19 protein-coding genes and 3 pseudogenes are annotated in these 18,313 nt (G+C 71.6%); 10 read left to right on the top strand and 12 right to left on the bottom strand.

Features of this window, described 5'->3' with window-relative positions:
- Positions 1-18: 18 nt before the first annotated feature.
- Positions 19-1,017 (top strand): annotated as a pseudogene (locus tag QIY60_RS07040) (family 2 encapsulin nanocompartment cargo protein polyprenyl transferase).
- Positions 1,018-1,112: 95 nt separating this feature from the next.
- Here QIY60_RS07040 and QIY60_RS07035 read toward each other — a convergent pair.
- The gene (locus tag QIY60_RS07035) at positions 1,113-1,310 is read right to left on the bottom strand and encodes a hypothetical protein (RefSeq protein ID WP_283146144.1); all 198 of its coding nucleotides are present in this window, start codon (positions 1,308-1,310) and stop codon (positions 1,113-1,115) included.
- Here QIY60_RS07035 and QIY60_RS07030 point away from each other — a divergent pair.
- A pseudogene (locus tag QIY60_RS07030) lies at positions 1,221-1,753 on the top strand (GNAT family N-acetyltransferase); the annotation flags it as partial. The gene QIY60_RS07035 and the pseudogene QIY60_RS07030 sit on opposite strands and share 90 nt — an antisense overlap.
- Before the next feature lie 48 nt (positions 1,754-1,801).
- Here QIY60_RS07030 and QIY60_RS07025 read toward each other — a convergent pair.
- Positions 1,802-2,377: pseudogene (locus QIY60_RS07025) on the bottom strand (TetR family transcriptional regulator); the annotation flags it as partial.
- Positions 2,378-2,503: 126 nt separating this feature from the next.
- On the opposite strand from QIY60_RS07025, the gene QIY60_RS07020 reads away from it, so the two are divergent.
- The 4 genes from QIY60_RS07020 to QIY60_RS07005 all read left to right on the top strand — a co-directional run bounded on the left by QIY60_RS07020 (position 2,504) and on the right by QIY60_RS07005 (position 5,057).
- Complete coding sequence (locus QIY60_RS07020; RefSeq protein WP_283141667.1) at positions 2,504-3,079, top strand: dihydrofolate reductase family protein; 576 nt, start codon at positions 2,504-2,506, stop codon at positions 3,077-3,079.
- 58 nt (positions 3,080-3,137) lie between these two features.
- Positions 3,138-3,581 (top strand): DUF6304 family protein, encoded by a 444-nt coding sequence (locus tag QIY60_RS07015; RefSeq protein ID WP_283141666.1) that lies wholly within the window; start codon positions 3,138-3,140, stop codon positions 3,579-3,581.
- 154 nt (positions 3,582-3,735) lie between these two features.
- A complete protein-coding gene (locus QIY60_RS07010; protein ID WP_283141665.1) occupies positions 3,736-4,701 on the top strand; it encodes a DUF1648 domain-containing protein in 966 nt (321 codons plus the stop codon).
- The gene (locus tag QIY60_RS07005) at positions 4,701-5,057 is read left to right on the top strand and encodes a GntR family transcriptional regulator (RefSeq protein WP_283141664.1); all 357 of its coding nucleotides are present in this window, start codon (positions 4,701-4,703) and stop codon (positions 5,055-5,057) included. Before QIY60_RS07010 ends, QIY60_RS07005 begins: the two co-directional genes overlap by 1 nt.
- A 142-nt stretch (positions 5,058-5,199) precedes the next feature.
- Here QIY60_RS07005 and QIY60_RS07000 read toward each other — a convergent pair whose 3' ends face one another.
- From QIY60_RS07000 to sodN, 6 genes are all read right to left on the bottom strand, one after another.
- A complete protein-coding gene (locus tag QIY60_RS07000) occupies positions 5,200-5,607 on the bottom strand; it encodes a glyoxalase/bleomycin resistance/extradiol dioxygenase family protein (protein ID WP_283141663.1) in 408 nt (135 codons plus the stop codon).
- A gap of 9 nt (positions 5,608-5,616) precedes the next feature.
- Entirely contained in the window at positions 5,617-6,249 is a 633-nt protein-coding gene (locus tag QIY60_RS06995; RefSeq protein ID WP_283141662.1) for a hypothetical protein, read from the bottom strand.
- Positions 6,250-6,263: 14 nt separating this feature from the next.
- The gene (locus tag QIY60_RS06990; RefSeq protein WP_283141661.1) at positions 6,264-6,827 is read right to left on the bottom strand and encodes a hypothetical protein; all 564 of its coding nucleotides are present in this window, start codon (positions 6,825-6,827) and stop codon (positions 6,264-6,266) included.
- A complete protein-coding gene (locus QIY60_RS06985) occupies positions 6,827-8,413 on the bottom strand; it encodes a hypothetical protein (RefSeq protein ID WP_283141660.1) in 1,587 nt (528 codons plus the stop codon). Before QIY60_RS06985 ends, QIY60_RS06990 begins: the two co-directional genes overlap by 1 nt.
- Before the next feature lie 79 nt (positions 8,414-8,492).
- A complete protein-coding gene (locus QIY60_RS06980) occupies positions 8,493-9,287 on the bottom strand; it encodes an AraC family transcriptional regulator (protein ID WP_283141659.1) in 795 nt (264 codons plus the stop codon).
- A gap of 295 nt (positions 9,288-9,582) precedes the next feature.
- A complete protein-coding gene (sodN, locus tag QIY60_RS06975) occupies positions 9,583-9,978 on the bottom strand; it encodes a superoxide dismutase, Ni (RefSeq protein WP_067163856.1) in 396 nt (131 codons plus the stop codon).
- Between the two features lie 166 nt (positions 9,979-10,144).
- Here sodN and sodX point away from each other — a divergent pair, with 166 nt between their 5' ends.
- Positions 10,145-10,570: a nickel-type superoxide dismutase maturation protease gene (gene sodX / locus QIY60_RS06970; RefSeq protein ID WP_283141658.1), complete on the top strand. Its 426-nt coding sequence runs from the start codon at positions 10,145-10,147 to the stop codon at positions 10,568-10,570.
- Here the strand turns inward: sodX and QIY60_RS06965 are convergent.
- From QIY60_RS06965 to QIY60_RS06950, 4 genes are all read right to left on the bottom strand, one after another.
- Positions 10,474-11,103: a CGNR zinc finger domain-containing protein gene (locus QIY60_RS06965; RefSeq protein ID WP_283141657.1), complete on the bottom strand. Its 630-nt coding sequence runs from the start codon at positions 11,101-11,103 to the stop codon at positions 10,474-10,476. The two genes, sodX and QIY60_RS06965, sit on opposite strands and share 97 nt — an antisense overlap.
- Before the next feature lie 164 nt (positions 11,104-11,267).
- Positions 11,268-12,029, bottom strand: a complete 762-nt coding sequence (locus QIY60_RS06960) for an amino acid ABC transporter ATP-binding protein (RefSeq protein WP_283141656.1) — start codon at positions 12,027-12,029, stop codon at positions 11,268-11,270.
- Entirely contained in the window at positions 12,029-12,967 is a 939-nt protein-coding gene (locus QIY60_RS06955) for an amino acid ABC transporter permease (protein ID WP_283141655.1), read from the bottom strand. Before QIY60_RS06955 ends, QIY60_RS06960 begins: the two co-directional genes overlap by 1 nt.
- A 72-nt stretch (positions 12,968-13,039) precedes the next feature.
- A complete protein-coding gene (locus tag QIY60_RS06950; protein WP_283141654.1) occupies positions 13,040-14,005 on the bottom strand; it encodes an ABC transporter substrate-binding protein in 966 nt (321 codons plus the stop codon).
- A 545-nt stretch (positions 14,006-14,550) separates the two neighbouring features.
- On the opposite strand from QIY60_RS06950, the gene QIY60_RS06945 reads away from it, so the two are divergent.
- The 3 genes from QIY60_RS06945 (at position 14,551) to QIY60_RS06935 (ending at position 18,304) form a co-directional block, all read left to right on the top strand.
- Positions 14,551-15,765, top strand: a complete 1,215-nt coding sequence (locus QIY60_RS06945; RefSeq protein ID WP_283141653.1) for an NADP-dependent malic enzyme — start codon at positions 14,551-14,553, stop codon at positions 15,763-15,765.
- 147 nt (positions 15,766-15,912) lie between these two features.
- Complete coding sequence (locus QIY60_RS06940) at positions 15,913-16,878, top strand: zinc-binding dehydrogenase (protein WP_283141652.1); 966 nt, start codon at positions 15,913-15,915, stop codon at positions 16,876-16,878.
- Positions 16,879-16,942: 64 nt separating this feature from the next.
- Positions 16,943-18,304 (top strand): cellulase family glycosylhydrolase, encoded by a 1,362-nt coding sequence (locus QIY60_RS06935; RefSeq protein WP_283141651.1) that lies wholly within the window; start codon positions 16,943-16,945, stop codon positions 18,302-18,304.
- Positions 18,305-18,313 lie beyond the last annotated feature (9 nt).

Below are 18,313 nucleotides of genomic sequence, written 5' to 3'. Positions count from 1 at the left end.
GTCGAGGGGCGCGAGGCCGTGGACTTGCTGGAGCGGACCCGGGTGGCGGTCAATCCGCGGCTGAGGGCCACCGTGGAGTCGCTGCCGGGCTCGATACGGCGGGTGGCGATGTACCACTTCGGCTGGGAGCACGCGGACGGCACCCCGGCCGCCGGGCAGGCGGGCAAGGCGATCCGGCCCGCGCTCGTGCTCGCGACCGCCGGGGCGCTCGGCGGCGACCCCGAGGACGCGCTGCGGGCCGCGGCCGCCGTAGAACTCGTCCACAACTTCACGCTGCTGCACGACGACGTGATCGACGAGGACGCCACCCGGCGCCACCGGCCCACCGCCTGGACCGTGTTCGGCACCCCGGACGCGATCATCGTCGAGGACGCGCTGCTCGCGCTTGCGCTGCGGCTGCTCGCCGAGGACCGCCACCCGGCGGCCCCGGCCGCCTCGGCCCGGCTCGCGGCCTGTGTGATCGAGCTCTGCGCCGGACAGCAGGCCGACTGCGCCTTCGAGCAGCGCGGCCCGCAGGAGGTGTCCCTGGACGAGTGCCTGGACATGGCGATGGCCAAGACCGGGGCGCTGCTCGGGTGCGCCTGCTCGCTGGGGGCGCTGTACGCGGGGCGGGGCCCGAGGAGGTGGCCGCGCTCGACGCGTTCGGCCGCGAGGCCGGGCTCGCCTTCCAGCTCATCGACGATCTCATCGGCATCTGGGGCGACCCCGGCCGTACCGGCAAACCCGTCGGCGCCGATCTCGCCTCGCACAAGAAGTCGCTGCCGGTGGTGGCCGCCCTGACCTCGGGCACCCCGGCGGCGGCCGACTCGCCGAGCTGTACCGGGGCCCGATGGGGCGGCCGCGGTGCGGCGGGCGGCGGGAGCGGTGGACCGGGCGGGCGGCCGCGACTGGGCGCAGATCCACGCGGGCGACCGGATGGCCCAGGCGGTGGACCAGCTGTCCCGGGCGGTCCCGGACCTCGCGGCGGCGGGCGACCTGCTGGCCCTGGCGGAGTTCGTGACCCGGCGCTCGCGCTGACGGGGGCCCGAGGGGGAGCAGGGGCGAGGTGCCCGGGGCTGCCTCCGGGACACCTCGTCCCCTGGCTCGGGGAGGCAACTCTCGGATCGTTCCGATCAGTTGAGGATGAACGGAACGCGACAAGGGCGGCCGACATGGGTACGGGACCGGGCACGGGCATACGGCGGGTCGAGCGGGACGATGAGAAGGCGGTGGAGACGGCCGTGCGCCTCCTCGACGAGGCGTTCCAGGACGACCCGGTGAGCAGCTGGGTCTTCCCGGACCCGGCGCGCCGCCGCGAGGTGCACCGTCACCTCATGCGCGCTTTCCTGGAGATCTCGCTCGCCGAGGGCCGCGTCGACCTCGCCGAGGACGGCACGGCGACGGCCCTGTGGGTCGACGTCCCGGCCGAGCAGCCGGAGGACGGCGACGAGGACGGCCGGCCCAACTGCGGGCCGCCGTCGACCCGGAGAACGAGCGCGTCGAGCTGATCGGACGGCTCACCGGGTCCGTCCACCCGCACGGCCGGGCGCACACGTATCTGCTGCTGATCGCGGTCGCCCCGGACCGCCAGGGCCAGGGGAGCGGGGCCGCGCTGATCGCGCCCGTCCTGGAGCGGTGCGACCGGGAGGGCCTGCCCGCCTATCTGGAGGCGAGCAGCGCGCGCGGCTCCCTGCTGTACGAGCGGCTCGGCTTCGCGCACCTCGAGGAGCCGCTGCGGCTGCCGGACGGGCCGCTGATGTACCCGATGGCGCGAGCCGCGCGGCTGAAACGATTCTCCGCCGTACCGGGCCGGGTCGGGGTCAGCTCCGAGCACCCGGTCCACGATCATCTGCACCAGCCGCTCGGCCGTGTCCTCGTCCTCGCCGAGCACGCCCGGCAGGGTGAGGTGCTCGACCAGCAGCCCGGTCATGGCGAAGTAGAGCAGCCGTACCGTGTCCGCGTCGCCCGGCAGCCCGGCGTCCAGATGGAACGCGATGTTCGCGTCGAGGTCGGCGCGGATGGCACCGGTCAGCGCCTCCCTCAGCTCCGGCCTGCGGGTGGCTTCGAGGCGGAGCTCCAGCAGCGCGAGGTAGCCGGTGCGCTCCTTGACGATCCGCCGCAGCAGCCAGTGCATCAGCGAGGCGACCAGCTCGCGTGACGGCGCGGGCCGCATCGCCTCGCTCACCTCGGCCGGATCCGGTGTCATCCGTACGTGGATGTGCCGCCCCGCCTGGGTGAACAGGTCGTCCCTGCTGGTGAAGTAGTTGGAGGCGGTGCCGGGCGGCACCTTGGCCTCGGTGTCGACGGCGCGAAAGGTCAGCCCTCGCGCGCCCTCGCGCGCCAGCACCTCGATCGCCGCGTCCACGAGCGCGGTTCTGCGTTCCGGGTTCCTGACCATCTGAGTTCCTTCTCCTGCTTCCTTCGAAAGCCCGCGCCCAAAGGGCCTTGCGCAACCACTACGCACAAAGTACTTTACGTGCAGTGGTTGATCGACCGACCACCTCCCGAGCCAGAAGAGGCCAGTTTGCGCAAGCTTTCGTACTACATCGCTCTCTCCATCGACGGTTTCATCGCCGCCCCGGACGGGTCGTACGACTTCTATCCCCTGAGTGACGAGCTCTTCGGCTTCATGGGCTCCGACTTCCCCGAGGCCCTGCCGACCCCCGCCCGCCAGGCCCTGGGTGTCGACGGGGTGCCCAACCGGCGGTACGACACCGTGCTGATGGGGCGGGGTACGTACGAGCCCGGCATCAAGGCGGGCATGACCAGCCCGTACGCCCATCTGCGCCAGATCGTCTTCTCGCGCAGCCTCGGCGAGTCCCCGGACCCGGCGGTCGAGGTCGTCAGCGGCGACCCGGTGCCGCTCGTCCGCGCGCTGAAGCAGGAGGAGGGCGCCGACATCTATCTGTGCGGCGGTGCCGACCTCGCCGGGCAGCTCGTCGACGAGATCGACGAGCTCGTGGTCAAGAGCTATCCGATCGTGATGGGCGCCGGAATCCCCTTGTTCCGGACCGAGTTCATGCCCCGCTCCTTCGTGCCGACGGGCAGCCGTTCCTTCGAAAACGGTACAGTCGTCACCACTTACGCAAGGAAGCGCTAACTCCCATTTCGGTCACGCCCTGTGACGAACGGCAGGCTGCGGCGCTAATCTCCCGCCCATGACCACACAGTCCTGGGCGGGCTGGTACCGAGACCGCCATGGATCCGAAGCGCTGACGATCACCGCCGACGGGACCCAACTGCACACCCGTATCAGGGGGGTCGACTTCGCCGGGGCCGGGTTCGACTCGCTCGGCCCGGTGCCCGGCATACCGACGGAGGGCTCGTTCGCGCTCGACGGCGGCACCCTGCGCGACTTCGTCCTGGAATGGGACATGACGGTACCGGTCGCCTCCGACGACGGCGCGGTCCACCACGCCACCCTGAGCTGTCTGCTCTCCCTCAAGCCGCCCGAGCCCGATCTGGGGCTCGCGCTGCACCTCGGGGGAGCGGTGTACGCGTCGGGGCGCGCCGAGGTCGACTTCGGGTCCGTGCTCGACGACATCCGCCGCCAACTCCCTTGCGGGGCGCACCTCCAGCCGTCCGTCCTCGAAAGCATCTGACCCGCGAGCGGCCGTTGCGTACCGAGACCAGGTACGTAACGGCCGCTTCTTCTTTTCTTCTCTCTGTCCTCCCGTCAGGAAGCCGTCAAGAAGCAGCAGTTGAAGGTCGCCGCAGCCTCATTGTTCTACTACTGTGCGAACAATGAAGGTTTCGATGAACCGTGTCCGGTACCGCCTGGTGGCCGTCGCCGTGCTGCCCTTCCTGCTGGCGCTCGCCGTCGACCTGCTTCTCTTCGCGGCCCTGCGCGACCGGCTGCCGACGCGCCTGGCCACCCACTTCAGCGGCGGCGGCACCGCCGACGGCTATGCGGACCGGGGCTCGTACGTGACGGTGAACATCGGCCTCGCGGCCGGGCTCGCCGCCGTCTGGGCGGTCATCGCGGTCACCGCCGACTTCGCGGTGCGCGGGGCGCGCTGGGTGATCGGCGGGGGATACGCGGCCGCGGGCCTGACCGGCTATGTGATGGCGGCCGCGCTGTACGCGAACCTCGACGCCGCCGACGGCAGCGGGGTCCGGCTGCCGCTGTGGCAGCTCGCGGCGGGCCTCGCGGTGGCCGCGCTCGCCGCGGGCGCCGGGGCGCTGCTGCTGCGGCTCCTCGACCTGCCCGCGGCCGTGCCGCCGCCCGGCCCCGGCACGGTCGAACGGCTCGACCTCGCGGAGGGCGAGGTGGCGGGCTGGGCCCGGCGCGCCCCGTCGCGGACGCTGTGCGCGGTCGGCCTGGCGCTGCTCGTCGCCGGCGGCCTGCTGACGTACGTGTACGGCTGGGGGCGCGCCGCAGCGCCGCTGGCGTGCGGGCTGCTCACCCTCGCCTGCTCCTGCCCGTACGTGACGGTGGACCGGCACGGGCTGACCGCCCGCCCGACGGTGCTGCCCTGGCCCCGGGTGCGGATACCGCTGGCGGACGTGGACCGGGCGGTGAGCCGGGAGGTGAAGGCACTCCCGGAGTACGGCGGTTGGGGCTACCGGGTGCGCCCCGGGCGCTCGGGGCTGATCCTGCGCTCGGGCGAGGCGATCGTGGTGCGGCGCGCGGGCGGGCGGGAGTTCGCCGTGACGGTGGCCGACTCCGCGACGGCCGCGGCCCTGCTCAACACGCTGGCCGAGCGCGCGGCGGTGCGCTGATGCTGTTCCGGGTGGACCCGGCGTCCTCGGTGGCGCTGGGCGACCAGATCGCCGCGTCGGTGCGCCGCGCCATCGCCGAGGGCACGGTGGAGCCGGGCGAGCGCCTGCCCGCCGCCCGCGTCCTCGCCGACTCGCTGGGCGTCAACGTCCACACGGTGCTGCGCGGCTACCAGCGCCTGCGCGAGGAGGGCCTGATCGAGCTGCGGCGGGGCCGGGGCGCGGTGGTGGTCGAGGCGACCTCGTCCCGCGCCCGGGCCGGGCTGCTCGTGCGGGTGCGCGAACTGGTGGAGGAGGCACGGAGGTTGGGCCTGACGGAAGACGAGCTGGTCGACCTGGTCCGCACGGGCCTCCACTGACGTGTTGAGCGGTCTTGCGGAAGTCCGGTGCGGTGCCGCGGCCCCAAAGGGGCGCGGGGCTGTGACATATGCGGCTCCGCCGCGTGGGCGCGACCAGCCACAGACGGCCCGCAGTCGCATACCCGCCCTTCCAGCGGAGCGCCTAGTACGTCTGGAGCTCCACCAGATTGCCGTCGGGGTCGTGCAGATGGGCGGCCCGCATGGTCGGACCCCACTGCGGCCGGTCCTGCGCCGGGGCGATCACGGTGGCGCCGGCGGAGGTGCAGAGCTCGACCCCGGCGTCCAGCGCCTCGGGCCCGTCCACGCGGATGACGACGGACGCCCCCACGGGCACGTTCTCCTCCCCGACGGCCGCGGCCATCGCGGCCCGGGAGAACAGCGCGAACGTCGTACGCCCTTCGCAGTCGTCCCAACTCGCGTACCCCGAGCCCTCGGTCCCGCGCGCCAGCGAGCACCCGCTCAGCTTGGGCAGCACGGCCGCGTAGAAGCGGAAGGTCGGCTCGTATCGCTCCACCAGGAGCCGGGGGTACGGAGGTTCGAGAGGTGCCATGGCCCGAATTTACCCCGTCCGGCGGACCGAGGCGGAGGTGATCTCGCCGTCGTGCACGGTGTACGTACCCGTGAAGGTGCGTGTGCTGCCGTCCCGTTGCCGGGCGTCGATGTCCACGGAGACGGTGTCGTCCTGGACGGACAGGACGGTGACGTCGGCCCGCCGGGTGTCGGCGAAGCCCGCGACGTAGTCGGAGTAGCTGGTGGTGAGGTTCTTGCCGCCGAGGCTCCACGCGGTCTCGTAGTCACCGCTGTTGAGGGCGGCGTAGTAGGTCGTGATCGTGTTCCGGGGGCCCGGGGTGCTGGACGGGCTGCTGGTGTCGGAGGTCGGCTCGGCGGCCGCGGTCGGTTCGTCCGTGGTCGCCGGGAACGCCGTGTCCGGGTAGTCGGGGGTCGCCGTCGCCGTGTCCGTCGCGATGCCCGGGGCCGGGAGGTAGCGCGCCGCCGCGGGGCCGCCGCCCGTGTCGCGCGCCAGCGCCCAGATGCCGGTGCCGGCCGCCGCGCACAGCACCACCGCCACGAACACCACGATCAGCACGCGCCGCAGCCCGTCGTCCGGGGGCGGCTGCCCGGGTCCCCCGTCGCCCATGGCGGCCGTCGGGCCCTGCACCCAGCGCTGCGCGTCCGCGTCCCAGTAGCTCATGTCACCCGCGCTTCTCAGCCGGTCAGTTGGACGATGGTGTCGACGACGGCCGCGGCCGAGGCCAGCCCCGCCGCGGTCGTCGCGCCGAGGGTCAGCCGGTCGCGCAGCCACTGGAGCCGGTCGCGCCGCACCTGACCGGTACCGGCCATCGCCTCGTCGAGTTCGCTCAGCCCGGCGTCCAGCTCGGCGATCTCCGGTGTCCGCCGGAGCACGCCGAGGTGCTCGCGCAACGTCCGTACGGCGGCGGCAAGTTCAGGTGGCGCGTCGAGAAGCTGGGCCGAGGCGTCCGCGGCCCGGGCGTCGGCGCCCGCCGCGGCCGCGCCGCCCGTCATCACCCCGATGCCGATGCCGCCGGGGACGGCGGTGGGCGGGGCCGCACCCGCGTACGGGGGCGGGGGCAGCGGCGTGCCCGCCCGCCGCGAGCGGTCCTCGGCGGACGCGCGGTCCCCGGCCGCCGCCGCACCGCCGGTCATCACGCCGATGGAGATGCCACCGGACGGCGAACCCCCGGCGGTGGTCTCCTCGTCGGGAGTCTCGGGAGTCTCCGGCGTCTCCCGGCCTTCCTCGTCCACCGCCATCACTTCCCGCCTTCCGTGTGCGACGCCGACGACCGTTCCCCCGTCGCGACGGCGCCCCCGCTCATCGCCCCGATGAACACCCCGCCCCCGCTCACGGTGACGATCTGCTGCTCGAAGTCGCCCGTCTCGTAGTCCTTCGCCCGCAGGGCCTCGCGGACCCCGCTGGCGATCCGGTCCTGCACCGTCCGTACGTACCGCTTGACGTCCATCTCCTGGAACACCGACAGGTCGTCCGTGCTCCCCAGTTCCCGCACCGACGTGGCCGGTCCGTCCGGCAGGGCGTGCCGGGGGTTCGCCAGCCAGGTGCGGAACTCGGCGACGGCCGTGCTGACCAGGGACGTCGCCGCGGCGAAGTTCGCGGTCGGGGCCGCGAGCAGACCGCGGACCGTGTCCCGCAGGACATCGCCCTCGCCGCGCGCCTCGATCACGTCCACGGCCCGGAACTCGTGCCGTACGGGCATGAGGACGTGTGGCACGACCTCCAGGACCAGCATCCCGCCCTGGGTGTGGACGCGCACCAGGACCGAGACCACGACCTGCTCGTCCCACGTCCCGATCCGGATGCGCAGGAAGTGGCGGCGCGCCTCGCCGCCCTCGCCCACGGCCTCGTCCAGGTGCCGCCGGACCGTCGACGGGTCGTAGGCGACCTTCCAGCGGGCCACCCCGGTCGGCAGGTAGACGAACTCGTCCACTTCGAGCGCGCGCAGCCGGTCCCGGCTGGTGGCCGCGGCCGAGGTGCGCAGGGACTCCAGCTGCGGCTTGATGAGGTCGATGACCTCGCGTCCGGTGAGCGGCCCGGCCTCGGGCGCCGCGCCCTTGCGCCGCTTCAGCTCCATCACCAGCGACCACTGCTCGTCGTACGGCCGCCCGGCGCCGATGAACGGCCGGAACGGGTCGTAGATCGTGAGCGAGGCGTGCTGCTCGCGGTCGATGGCCTGGCCGATCCGCCGGTAGCGGTACGGCAGCGTCGGGCGGGGGCGCCGGGCGAACGACTCGGCGCCCAGCTCGTCGCGCATCACGGCGGTGACATGGGCGCGGTACGCCCAGACGGGGAGGACGAGCAGCAGCGGGAACACCACGCCCGTCCAGCCGTCGCCGCCGCTGAAGAGGGTGAACAGCGCGCCCGCCCAGTAGGCGACCGCGACCACGAACGGCACCAGCGGCAGCAGCATCCGCAGCCGTCCGCGGGTGGCCTCCTTGACCATGGTGCGGTCGAGGGTGAACACCGCGAGGCCGAGCCCGGACCCGGCGCGCACGCTCCCGAAGACGCCGCAGACGACGGCGTACGCCAGCCAGCCGGGGACGGGGAACACCGTCTCCGAACCGACCCCGGCCACCCCGAGCCCGATGAACACGCCCCACAGGCACAGCAGGGCGAGCGCGGTCTCGGCCTCCCGGCGGCGGGCGCGCAGCGCGTGCGCGAGGACGGGCAGCGCGTCGATGCCGAGCGAGAGGGCGACCGGGCGCTCCTCGTGCTGGACGAGCTCCTCGATCACCCGGCGCCGGAAGTCGCTGTCGAGGTGGACGCCCGCGCACAGCAGCCGGGTGGCCTCGCCGTCGCCGTGCTTCGGTCCCGTCGCCGTCATATGGGCCCCCTGCCCCGAGTCAGTGGGTGTGACGCGGGTGGACGATAGCGGCGGCGGCCGGAAGGGTCTTGGAGAAAGTTCACCTCGGCGTCCTCCCCTGGAGGGTGAGGGCCCCTTCCACCCGGCGGGCCGACAGCATCCGGCCGGGTGTGGTGTCGGCCAGGGCGCGGAACTCGCGGTTGAGGTGGGCCTGGTCGTAGAAGCCGCAGACGGCGGAGGTCTCGGCCAGCGTGACATCGCCGCGGGCGAGCATCCGTACGGCGCGGTCGAAGCGCAGCACCCGGCCGTACGTCTTCGGGGTGAGCCCGATCTGCTCGGTGAACCGGCGGATCAAGTAGCCCTTGCTCCAGCCGACTTCGGAACTGAGCCGGGCCACCGGGATCGTCCCGGCGGTGCGGGCGAGCAGGTGGTACGCGTGGGCGACCTCCGGCGCGGGGTCCGGGCCGCGGGCGAGCCGGTCCAGCAGTACGCCGTCCAGCAGGTCGAACCGCTCGGCCCAGTCGCGGGTGGCCGCCAGCCGCTCCACCAGCAGCTCGGCCCCCGGGCCCAGGACGTGGTGGAGTTCGACCACGTGCTGGGCCAACTCGCCCATGGGCAGGGCGAACAGGCGGTACGCGCCCAGCGGCGTCAGCTCCAGCCGGATCGCCTCCTGGCCGCCGTGGTGCGCGCACAGCGTGGGGCTGTCCTCCAGTCCCACGACCATCGACCCGATCCGCCCGCTGCCCGTGCCGGGCGCCCCGATCCGGCGCACCTGGGCGAACGGCTCGGCGAGGTTGACCACCACGACGGCCCGCCCGGTCGGCACGACCCGCACCTCGTACGGCGAGAGCCCCGAGTCCCAGTACCCCGCGTAACTCCGCAGAAAGGGCCGCAACCCCGGATGCCATGCCCGGGTGACCCGCCACAGCCCCCCGACCCGAACGATGTCGACCCCGGACCGAACACTCCCCCCACGCGCGACCTGGATCCCCAATGCCCCTCCCCCTGCCCGGCAGTACCCCCATGCTTACCCGGAAGCACGCCGGTCGGGTCCCGCCTTCCCAGCTCCTTCACACGCCGCTTGGACGGTGTCGTTGCCGGGCCGCTGGACGAGAAAATGCCGAAAGCACCCGGCTCCGCGCGGATGCCGGGTGCTGTCGTGTGCTGCTGCCGAAACGGCGAAGGAGGCGTTACGCCTTCTTCGTCTCCCAGAAGATGCGGTCGATCTCGGCGATGAGTTCGAGCGCCTTCTCGCCGGTCTTCGGGTCCGTCGACGCCTTGGCGGCCGAGAGGGCCTTCAGGGTGTCGTTGACCAGCTGGTGGAGCTGGGGGTACTTCTCGAAGTGCGGGGGCTTGAAGTAGTCGCTCCAGAGCACCGAGACGTGGTGCTTGGCGAGCTCCGCACGCTGCTCCTTGATGACCACGGCACGCGCACGGAAGTGCGGGTCCTCGTTGGCCTGGAACTTCTCCTGGACGGCCTTGACCGACTCGGCCTCGATCCGGGCCTGGGCCGGGTCGTACACGCCGCACGGCAGGTCGCAGTGGGCGCTGACCTTCACCTTGGGGGCAAACAGGCGGGAAAGCATTGAGCGGTCCTTCCTCGTGATCGTCTTCTCAGGTGGGACATTACTCGGTGAGAGAGCCGATTTCGCGAGTGCCCCCGGGGGCTTAGGACAAAAGTCCAGGGTCACCATGGGACTCGTGGCGGAACGTACCGTGGGAGTGGGCCGGGTACCGGGAGGTGGGTGGCGGATGACGGATCAGGGGCGGGAGCCGAGGGTGCCGTTGGGGATCGCGGAGGTGACCGGGACCTCCATGGTGCCGACGCTGCTCCACGGGGACCAGCTGCTGGTGCACTACGGGACCGAGTTGCGGGCGGGTGACATCGCCGTGCTGCGGCACCCGCTCCAGCAGGATCTGCTCATCGTCAAGCGGCTCATCGAGCTGCGCGAGGGCGGGTGGTGGGTGCTGGGGGACAACCCCGACGACGAGGTCGTCGACAGCCGGGCCTTCGGGACCGTGCCGTGCGAGCTCGTGCTCGGGCGGGTGCGCGGCCGCTACCGGCCGCTCACCCCCGGGCGTCAGCGCTCGCTCGGGGTGCTGCTCTCCTGGGCGGTCTCCGCGGTGCGGCCAGTGTTCGCCGACCGGTCGGTCTCCAGGCGCTTGCGCGCCCGGTAGGCGGCCACGTTCGCCCGGGTCGCGCACCGGTCCGAGCAGTAGCGCCGGGAGCGGTTGGTGGAGGTGTCCAGGTAGGCGTTGCGGCACGGCGCCGCCTGGCACAGGCCGAGGCGGTCCACGCCGTACTCCGTGAGGTGGAAGGCCAGGCCCATCGAGGCGAGCGCCGCGTAGCCCGCGGTCGCGTTCGAGGTGTGGTCGGCCAGGTGCATGTGCCACAGCGGGCTGTCGTCCTCGTCCCGGTGGTCGTGCCCGGAGACCTGCGGGCTGACCGGGAACTCCAGGAGGAGGGAGTTGAGCAGATCCACCGCCTGGACCTCCTCGCCCGCGTCCGCCGCCTCGAACACCGCCCGCAGCCGGGCCCGGACCGCCCGCAGGCGCGGCACGTCCGCCTCCGTCGCCCGCCGGGCCGTCGTCGACTCGGCGCCGAACAGCTCGCGGATCACCTCGACCGTCGTCAGGGAATCCTTGTTACGGGCCGGCTCCTCGGTGTTGACCAGGCGCACGGCGTAGTCCGAGTAATAGGCCAGTTCCACGTGTAATCCTTACGGCGACAGTAACGGCAGCAGTAACGGCTGTGCGCTGTCCGAGGGTATTACGTGAATCGCCTCGACGGGGACGGAACCCCGCTACGCCGAAAGGGGCGGTACGGGCTCCTCGGCCCGTACCGCCCCCGTCCGTACTCCTGCCGCCGCGGCGCCTACAGCACCTTCGACAGGAACGACTTCGTCCGGTCGTGCTGCGGGTTGGTCAGGACGTCGCGCGGGTGGCCGGACTCGACCACCACGCCGCCGTCCATGAAGACCAGCGAGTCGCCGACCTCGCGGGCGAAGCCCATCTCGTGGGTGACCACGATCATGGTCATGCCGTCCTCGGCCAGGCCCCGCATGACGTCCAGGACGTCACCGACCAGCTCCGGGTCGAGCGCGGAGGTCGGCTCGTCGAAGAGCATCAGCTTCGGCTGCATGGCCAGCGCGCGGGCGATCGCCACGCGCTGCTGCTGGCCGCCGGAGAGCTGCGAGGGGTAGTTGCGCGCCTTGTCGGCCAGGCCGACCCGGTCGAGCAGCTTCTGCGCGCGCTCGCGCACCACGGCCTTGGACTCGCCCCTGACCTGGATCGGCGCCTCCATGACGTTCTCCATGGCCGTCATGTGCGGGAACAGGTTGAAGCGCTGGAAGACCATGCCGATGTCGCGGCGCTTGAGCGCGACCTCGCTGTCCTTCAGCTCGTAGAGCTTGTCGCCCTTCTGGCGGTAGCCGACGAGCTCGCCGTCCACGTACAGCCGGCCGGCGTTGATCTTCTCCAGGTGGTTGATGCACCGCAGGAAGGTCGACTTGCCGGAGCCGGACGGGCCGATCAGGCAGAACACCTCGCCCTCGGCCACCTCCAGGTCGATGCCCTTGAGGACCTCGGTCGCGCCGAAGGACTTGTGCACGCCTTCGGACTTCACCATGGCGGTCATCAGCTCACCACCTTGGGGGTGCTGCGGAGCGAGACCAGGTTGGCCTTCACTCGCTGGAACGGGGTGGGCGGGAGCGCACGGCTGGCGCCGCGGGCGTAGTAGCGCTCCAGGTAGTACTGGCCGATCGAGAAGACCGTGGTGAGGATCAGGTACCAGGCGGCCGCCAGGAACAGCATCTCCACCGCGGCACCGGAGGTCTGGCCGATGTCCTGCGCCTGCCGCAGCAGCTCGTAGAACTGCACCGCCGAGACCAGCGAGGTGGTCTTCAGCATGTTGATGACCTCGTTGCCCGTCGGCGGCACGATCACGCGCATCGCCTGCGGGATCACGATCCGGCGCAGCGTCTTGGCGTGGCTCATGCCGAGCGCGTGGGACGCCTCGGTCTGGCCCTCGTCGACCGCGAGCAGACCGGCCCGGCAGATCTCCGCCATGTACGCGGCCTCGTTGAGCCCGAGCCCGAGCAGCGCCGTGAGCAGCGGCGTCATGAACGAGGACCAGTAGTCCTTGTAGATCGGGCCGAGGTTGATGTACTCGAAGACCAGGCCCAGGTTGAACCAGACCATCAGCTGGACCAGGACCGGGGTGCCCCGGAAGAACCAGATGTAGAACCAGGCGATCGACGAGGTCACCGGGTTCTTCGACAGGCGCATCACGGCGAGCAGGATGCCGCCCACGATGCCGATCGCCATCGACAGGACGGTCAGCAGCAGGGTCTGGCCGACGCCGTCGAGGATGCGGTCGTCGAAGAAGTAGTCCGGGACCGCGCCCCAGTTGATCTTGCCCTGGCTGAACGCGTAGATGATCGCGGCGAGCAGGGCGAGCGCGATCACCGCGGAGACATAGCGTCCGTAGTGGCGGACCGGGATCGCTTTGATGCTCTCCGGAGCGGCGGGGGGCGGGGTGTCCGCCGGCTCCGTCTTGTTGACGTCAACAGTCACGGGTGTTGCCTTTCAGAAGCCTTCAGGCCCTCCGCCCGGGGACGGGGCGGAGTGCGCCTGGAGCGGGGAGGTTCAGACGCCGCCGTTGATCTTGGCTTCCTTCACGGCGCCGGCCTCGACGCCCCACTTCGCGATGACCTTGTCGTAGTCGCCGCTCTTGATGATCGCGTCGAGCGCCTCCTTGAGGGCGTCGCGCAGCTGGGTGTTGTCCTTGGAGACCGCGATGCCGTACGGAGCGGCCTCGACCTGCTCGCCGACGATCTGGAAGTCCTTGCCGCCGCCCGAGGTCTTCACCGCGTACGCGGCGACCGGGAAGTCCGAGGAGCCGGCGTCGGCGCCGCCGGAGCGCAGCCGGGTCTGGGCCTGCTGGTCGGTGTCGAAGGGCTCGATCGAGATCTTGCCCTTGTCGCCGCACTTCTCGGACTGCTTCTTGGCGAGGTCCTCGGAGACCGTGCCGCGCTGCACCACGATCTTCTTGCCGCAGAGGTCGTCCCAGGTCTTGATGCCCTGGTCCTTGCCCTTCGGAGTGTAGATCGAGACACCGGCCGTGAAGTAGTCCACGAAGTCGGCGCCCTCGCCGACCTTCTTCTTGGTCTCCGAGTCGATGCCGTTCTGGCGGTCCTTGGTGTCCGTCATGGCCGACATGGCCATGTCGTAGCGCTTCGCGCGCAGGCCGGTGACGAGCGTGTCGAAGGTGCCGTTCTCGAACTGGAACTTCACGCCCAGCTGCTTGCCCATGGCGTCGGCGAGGTCCGGGTCGATACCGGCGGTCTTGCCGTCCTTGTCCTTGAATTCGACCGGGGCGTACGCGATGTCCGAGCCGACCTTGATGACGCCCTTGTCCTGAATGGCCTTGGGCAGCTTCGAGAAGAGCGGGGCCTTGCTGCTGGCGGCCGAGCTGCTGCCGCCGTCCTTGTCCTTGCTCTTCGTCTGGTCTCCGCAGCCGGTAAGGAGCAGGGCACCGGCGACCGCGATCGCGCCGACCGCGGCAATCCGGGACGAGGCGGCGGTCGTACGACGGGTGGTGCTTGCGGTCATGGTCGGGTTCCTCCGGCGGGTGATGGAGTGGCCAGTGAGTGAACAGTGAGCCGTGGTGCCCATCCTTGGGCGACACGACCGTGTTGTGTCGGCATCTTGCCATTCGGACCTGCGGAATCAGGGGGGCGCGCATGTCAAAATCGGATAACGGGTCACCCCCCGACCCCAACGGGCCGGTACACCAAGGCCGGACCATGTGCGGGCTTCACCTTTGCCGGCCGGAAAATCTGCGGTTCATCTCGCGTTGTGGACACGTTTCATGCCGCATAGCTCACTTGTCCCGACATGCCGCTATGAGTCGTGTCACCACGGCGTTCCGCAGTCGAAATGGACTACTCGGCGCACCCCTCCGTCCGGTAAGAAGGATCCTTACACCCCTCATCCGGGGCTCAGGGCGCGTTGTGCGGCGTGCCCGCGCGTACGTACCTCCTCCTCGCGGGGCGGGCCAACCGCTCCTCGCGGGGAACGTGCGTGGTGCCCACCCACCCCTCCTCAACAAGGAGTGGCCACCCTCAACTGATGAAGACTTAAGGGGTCAAATCAAAATGGCAGCGGAGATCGTCAATCCTCGCAGCGACAGCAGTACCGACCAGGGCTCCTCGGAGGAGCCCTTCGATCCGGCCTTCGCCCTGCACCGGGGCGGCAAGATGGCCGTGCAGGCCACCGTGCCCATCCGGGACCGGGACGACCTGTCCCTGGCCTACACGCCGGGTGTGGCGAAGGTGTGCACCGCGATCGCGGAGAACCCCGACCTGGTCCACGACTACACCTGGAAGTCCCAGGTCGTCGCCGTGGTCACGGACGGCACGGCCGTGCTCGGACTGGGTGACATCGGCCCCGAGGCGTCCCTCCCCGTGATGGAGGGCAAGGCCATCCTCTTCAAGCAGTTCGGCGGGGTCGACGCGGTGCCCATCGCGCTCGCGACCACCGACACGGACGAGATCATCGAGACGGTGGTGCGCCTGGCGCCCTCCTTCGGTGGAGTGAACCTCGAAGACATCTCCGCGCCGCGCTGCTTCGAGATCGAGCGGCGGCTGCAGGAGGCCCTGGACATCCCGGTCTTCCACGACGACCAGCACGGCACCGCCGTGGTCACCCTCGCGGCGCTGCGCAACGCGGCGAAGCTCACCGGGCGCACGCTCGGCGAGCTGCGCGGCGTGATCTCCGGCGCGGGCGCGGCCGGCGTGGCCATCGCCAAGTTCCTCCTGGAGGCGGGCCTCGGCGACGTGGCGGTCGCCGACCGCAAGGGCATCGTCAGCCGGGACCGCCAGGACCTGACCGACGTCAAGCGCGAGCTCGCGGAGATCACCAACAAGGCGGGCCTGACCGGCTCCCTGGAGACCGCCCTGGCCGGCGCGGACGTCTTCATCGGCGTCTCCGGCGGTACGGTCCCCGAGCCCGCGGTGGCCTCGATGGCGCCCGGCGCGTTCGTGTTCGCCATGGCCAACCCGAACCCGGAGGTCCACCCGGACACCGCGCACAAGTACGCGTCGGTGGTCGCCACGGGCCGTTCGGACTACCCGAACCAGATCAACAACGTGCTGGCGTTCCCGGGCATCTTCGCGGGCGCCCTCCAGGTCCGGGCCTCCCGGATCACCGAGGGCATGAAGATCGCGGCGGCCAACGCGCTGGCCGACGTCGTCGGCGACCAGCTGGCCGCGGACTACGTGATCCCGTCCCCGTTCGACGAGCGGGTTGCTCCTGCCGTGACGGCGGCCGTTGCCGCTGCCGCGCGGGCGGAGGGCGTGGCCCGTCGCTGACGCCTCCCTGCCGGGTCGCACTGTCCGTCTGCGGACCGTGCGTGGCTGGTCGCGCAGTTCCCCGCGCCCCTTTGGGGCGCGGTACGGGACGCGGCTCACACCTCGATGAGGTTCCGCCGCGTCCCGTACGCGTTCTAGGGTCAGGCCATGTTCGCCGCCTATGCCGCACGCATCGACCGTGACCAGCCGCTCTCCGGTCTGGAGTTGGGGGAGCGGCCCGCCCCCGAGGTACGCCCGGGCTGGTCCCTCATCGACGTCCGGGCGGCCTCGCTCAACCACCACGACCTGTGGTCGCTGCGCGGGGTCGGCCTCGGCGAGGACAAGCTGCCGATGATCCTGGGCTGCGACGCGGCCGGGGTCGACCAGGACGGCAACGAGGTCGTCCTGCACTCCGTCATCGGCCAGACGGGCCACGGGGTGGGCCCGGGCGAGGGCCGCTCCATCCTCACCGAGAAGTACCAGGGCACCTTCGCCGAGCAGGTCGCCGTGCCGACCTGGAACGTGCTGCCCAAGCCCAAGGAGCTCAGCTTCGCGGAGGCCGCCTGTCTGCCGACCGCCTGGCTCACGGCGTACCGGATGCTCTTCACCAACGCGGGCGTACGGCCCGGCGACTCCGTCCTCGTGCAGGGCGCGGGCGGTGGGGTCGCGACCGCCGCGATCGTGCTCGGCAAGGCCGCCGGACTGCGGGTCTACGCCACCAGCCGCGACGAGGCCAAGCGGAAGCGGGCGGTCGAGCTGGGCGCCCTGGAGGCGTACGAGCCGGGCGCGCGGCTGCCGCAGCGGGTGGACGCGGTGATCGAGACGGTCGGCGCGGCCACCTGGTCGCACTCGGTCAAGTCGCTCAAGCCCGGCGGCACGCTGGTCATCTCCGGCGCCACCAGCGGCGACCGGCCCGCGCACGCGGAGCTGACCCGGATCTTCTTCCTGGAGCTGAAGGTGGTCGGCTCGACCATGGGCACCAAGGATGAGCTGGAGGACCTGCTCGCGTTCTGCGCGGCGACGGGCGTACGGCCGGTCATCGACGAGGTGCTGCCGCTGGAGCGGGCCCGCGAGGGCTTCGAGAAGATCGAGTCGGGCGACGTCTTCGGGAAGATCGTGCTGACGACGTCTTGATGGAGCCCACGGGCCACTGATCTGATCTCCGCACGCTGTTCGACAACGTGCCGGAGGGTGTCCCATGCGTACGAACAAGTTCCTTGCAGTAGTGGGTTGTTGTGTGGTCCTTGCGGCCGGTGCGGTCGCGCCCGCCGCCCACGCCCGGGAGGCGGGCGCCGTCCCCCGGCTCACCGACGAGCAGGGGCGCGCGCTCACGCTCCGGGGCTGGAACGTGGAGGACAAGGCGCACCGGGGCGACCAGGCGCTCTCCGCGATCACCGAGAGGACCTTCCGCGACCTGCGGGCGCACGGCTTCGGCTTCGCCCGGCTGCTGGTCTTCTGGGACGACCTGGAGCCGGTGCGCGGGCAGTACAGCCGGCCGTACCTCCGCAAGATCGAACGGATCCTGGACTGGGCGCACCGCTATGACGTCCGGGTGCTGATCGACGCCCACCAGGACGTCTTCGGCCCGGCGTTCGGGCACCGGGGCATCCCCGAGTGGGCGACGCGGACGGACGGGCTGCCGTTCACCCCGCACCCGGACGACTGGTTCTCCGAGTACTACGAGCCCGCCGTGCAACGGGCGTTCACCCATCTGTACGGGGACGAGGACCTGCGGCGGGCGCAGGCCGCGATGTGGCAGGTGCTGGCGCGGCGGTTCGCGCACCACCCGGCGGTCCTCGGCTACGACCTGATCAACGAGCCGATGGGCGAGTTCCGGGAGGGCGAGGACCCGGCGACGGCGGCGCGCCGGATCGAGGCCGAGCAGCTCACCCCGATGTACAACCGCCTGGCGCGGGCGGTGCGTTCGGCGGACCGGCGGCACTGGGTCTTCGTGGAGCCCACCCCGGCGGTGGGGGAGGGCGTGCCGACGGGCCTGGGCAAGATCAAGGACCCCAAGGCGGTGTACGCGCCGCACTTCTACAACACCGAGATGGAGGCGGGCGCGGACTACGATCCGTCGGCGGGCTGGATCGAGTCGTACGAGTCCGCCGTGACGGCCTATCCGAAGAAGTACGGGGTGCCGGTGGTGGTGGGCGAGTGGGGCCCGCTCAACAGCGAACTCCCGCACATGGCCCGGTTCTACACCGACGCGCTCGCCTCGCTGGCGCGCTACACCTCCGGCTGGGCGGGCTATGTGTGGTGCTACGGGGGCGGCTACTGCGCGGCCGACGCGGGGGGTGCGCTGCGGGGCAACAAGGCGCTGACCGCGACGCCGTACGCGCGGGCGGTGGCGGGGCGGGTGCGGTCGGAGGCGTACGACCCGTCGACGCGGACGTACCGGCTTGTGTACGTGGCGGGGCGCGGCGCCACGGAGTTGTCGGTGCCGTCGGCGCCGCGGGGGTGGCGGATCCGGGTCGCGGGGCCGGGGGCGGTCCGGGGGCTGTCGGTGCGGGCGGTGGCGGGGGCGACGGTGACCGTGACGGTGGCGCCCCGCGCCTGACGCCGCTTC

The organism is Streptomyces sp. BPTC-684 (assembly GCF_030028635.1).
Classification (GTDB): Bacteria; Actinomycetota; Actinomycetes; order Streptomycetales; family Streptomycetaceae; genus Streptomyces; species Streptomyces noboritoensis.
This window is presented reverse-complemented; position numbering and strand designations above follow the sequence as displayed.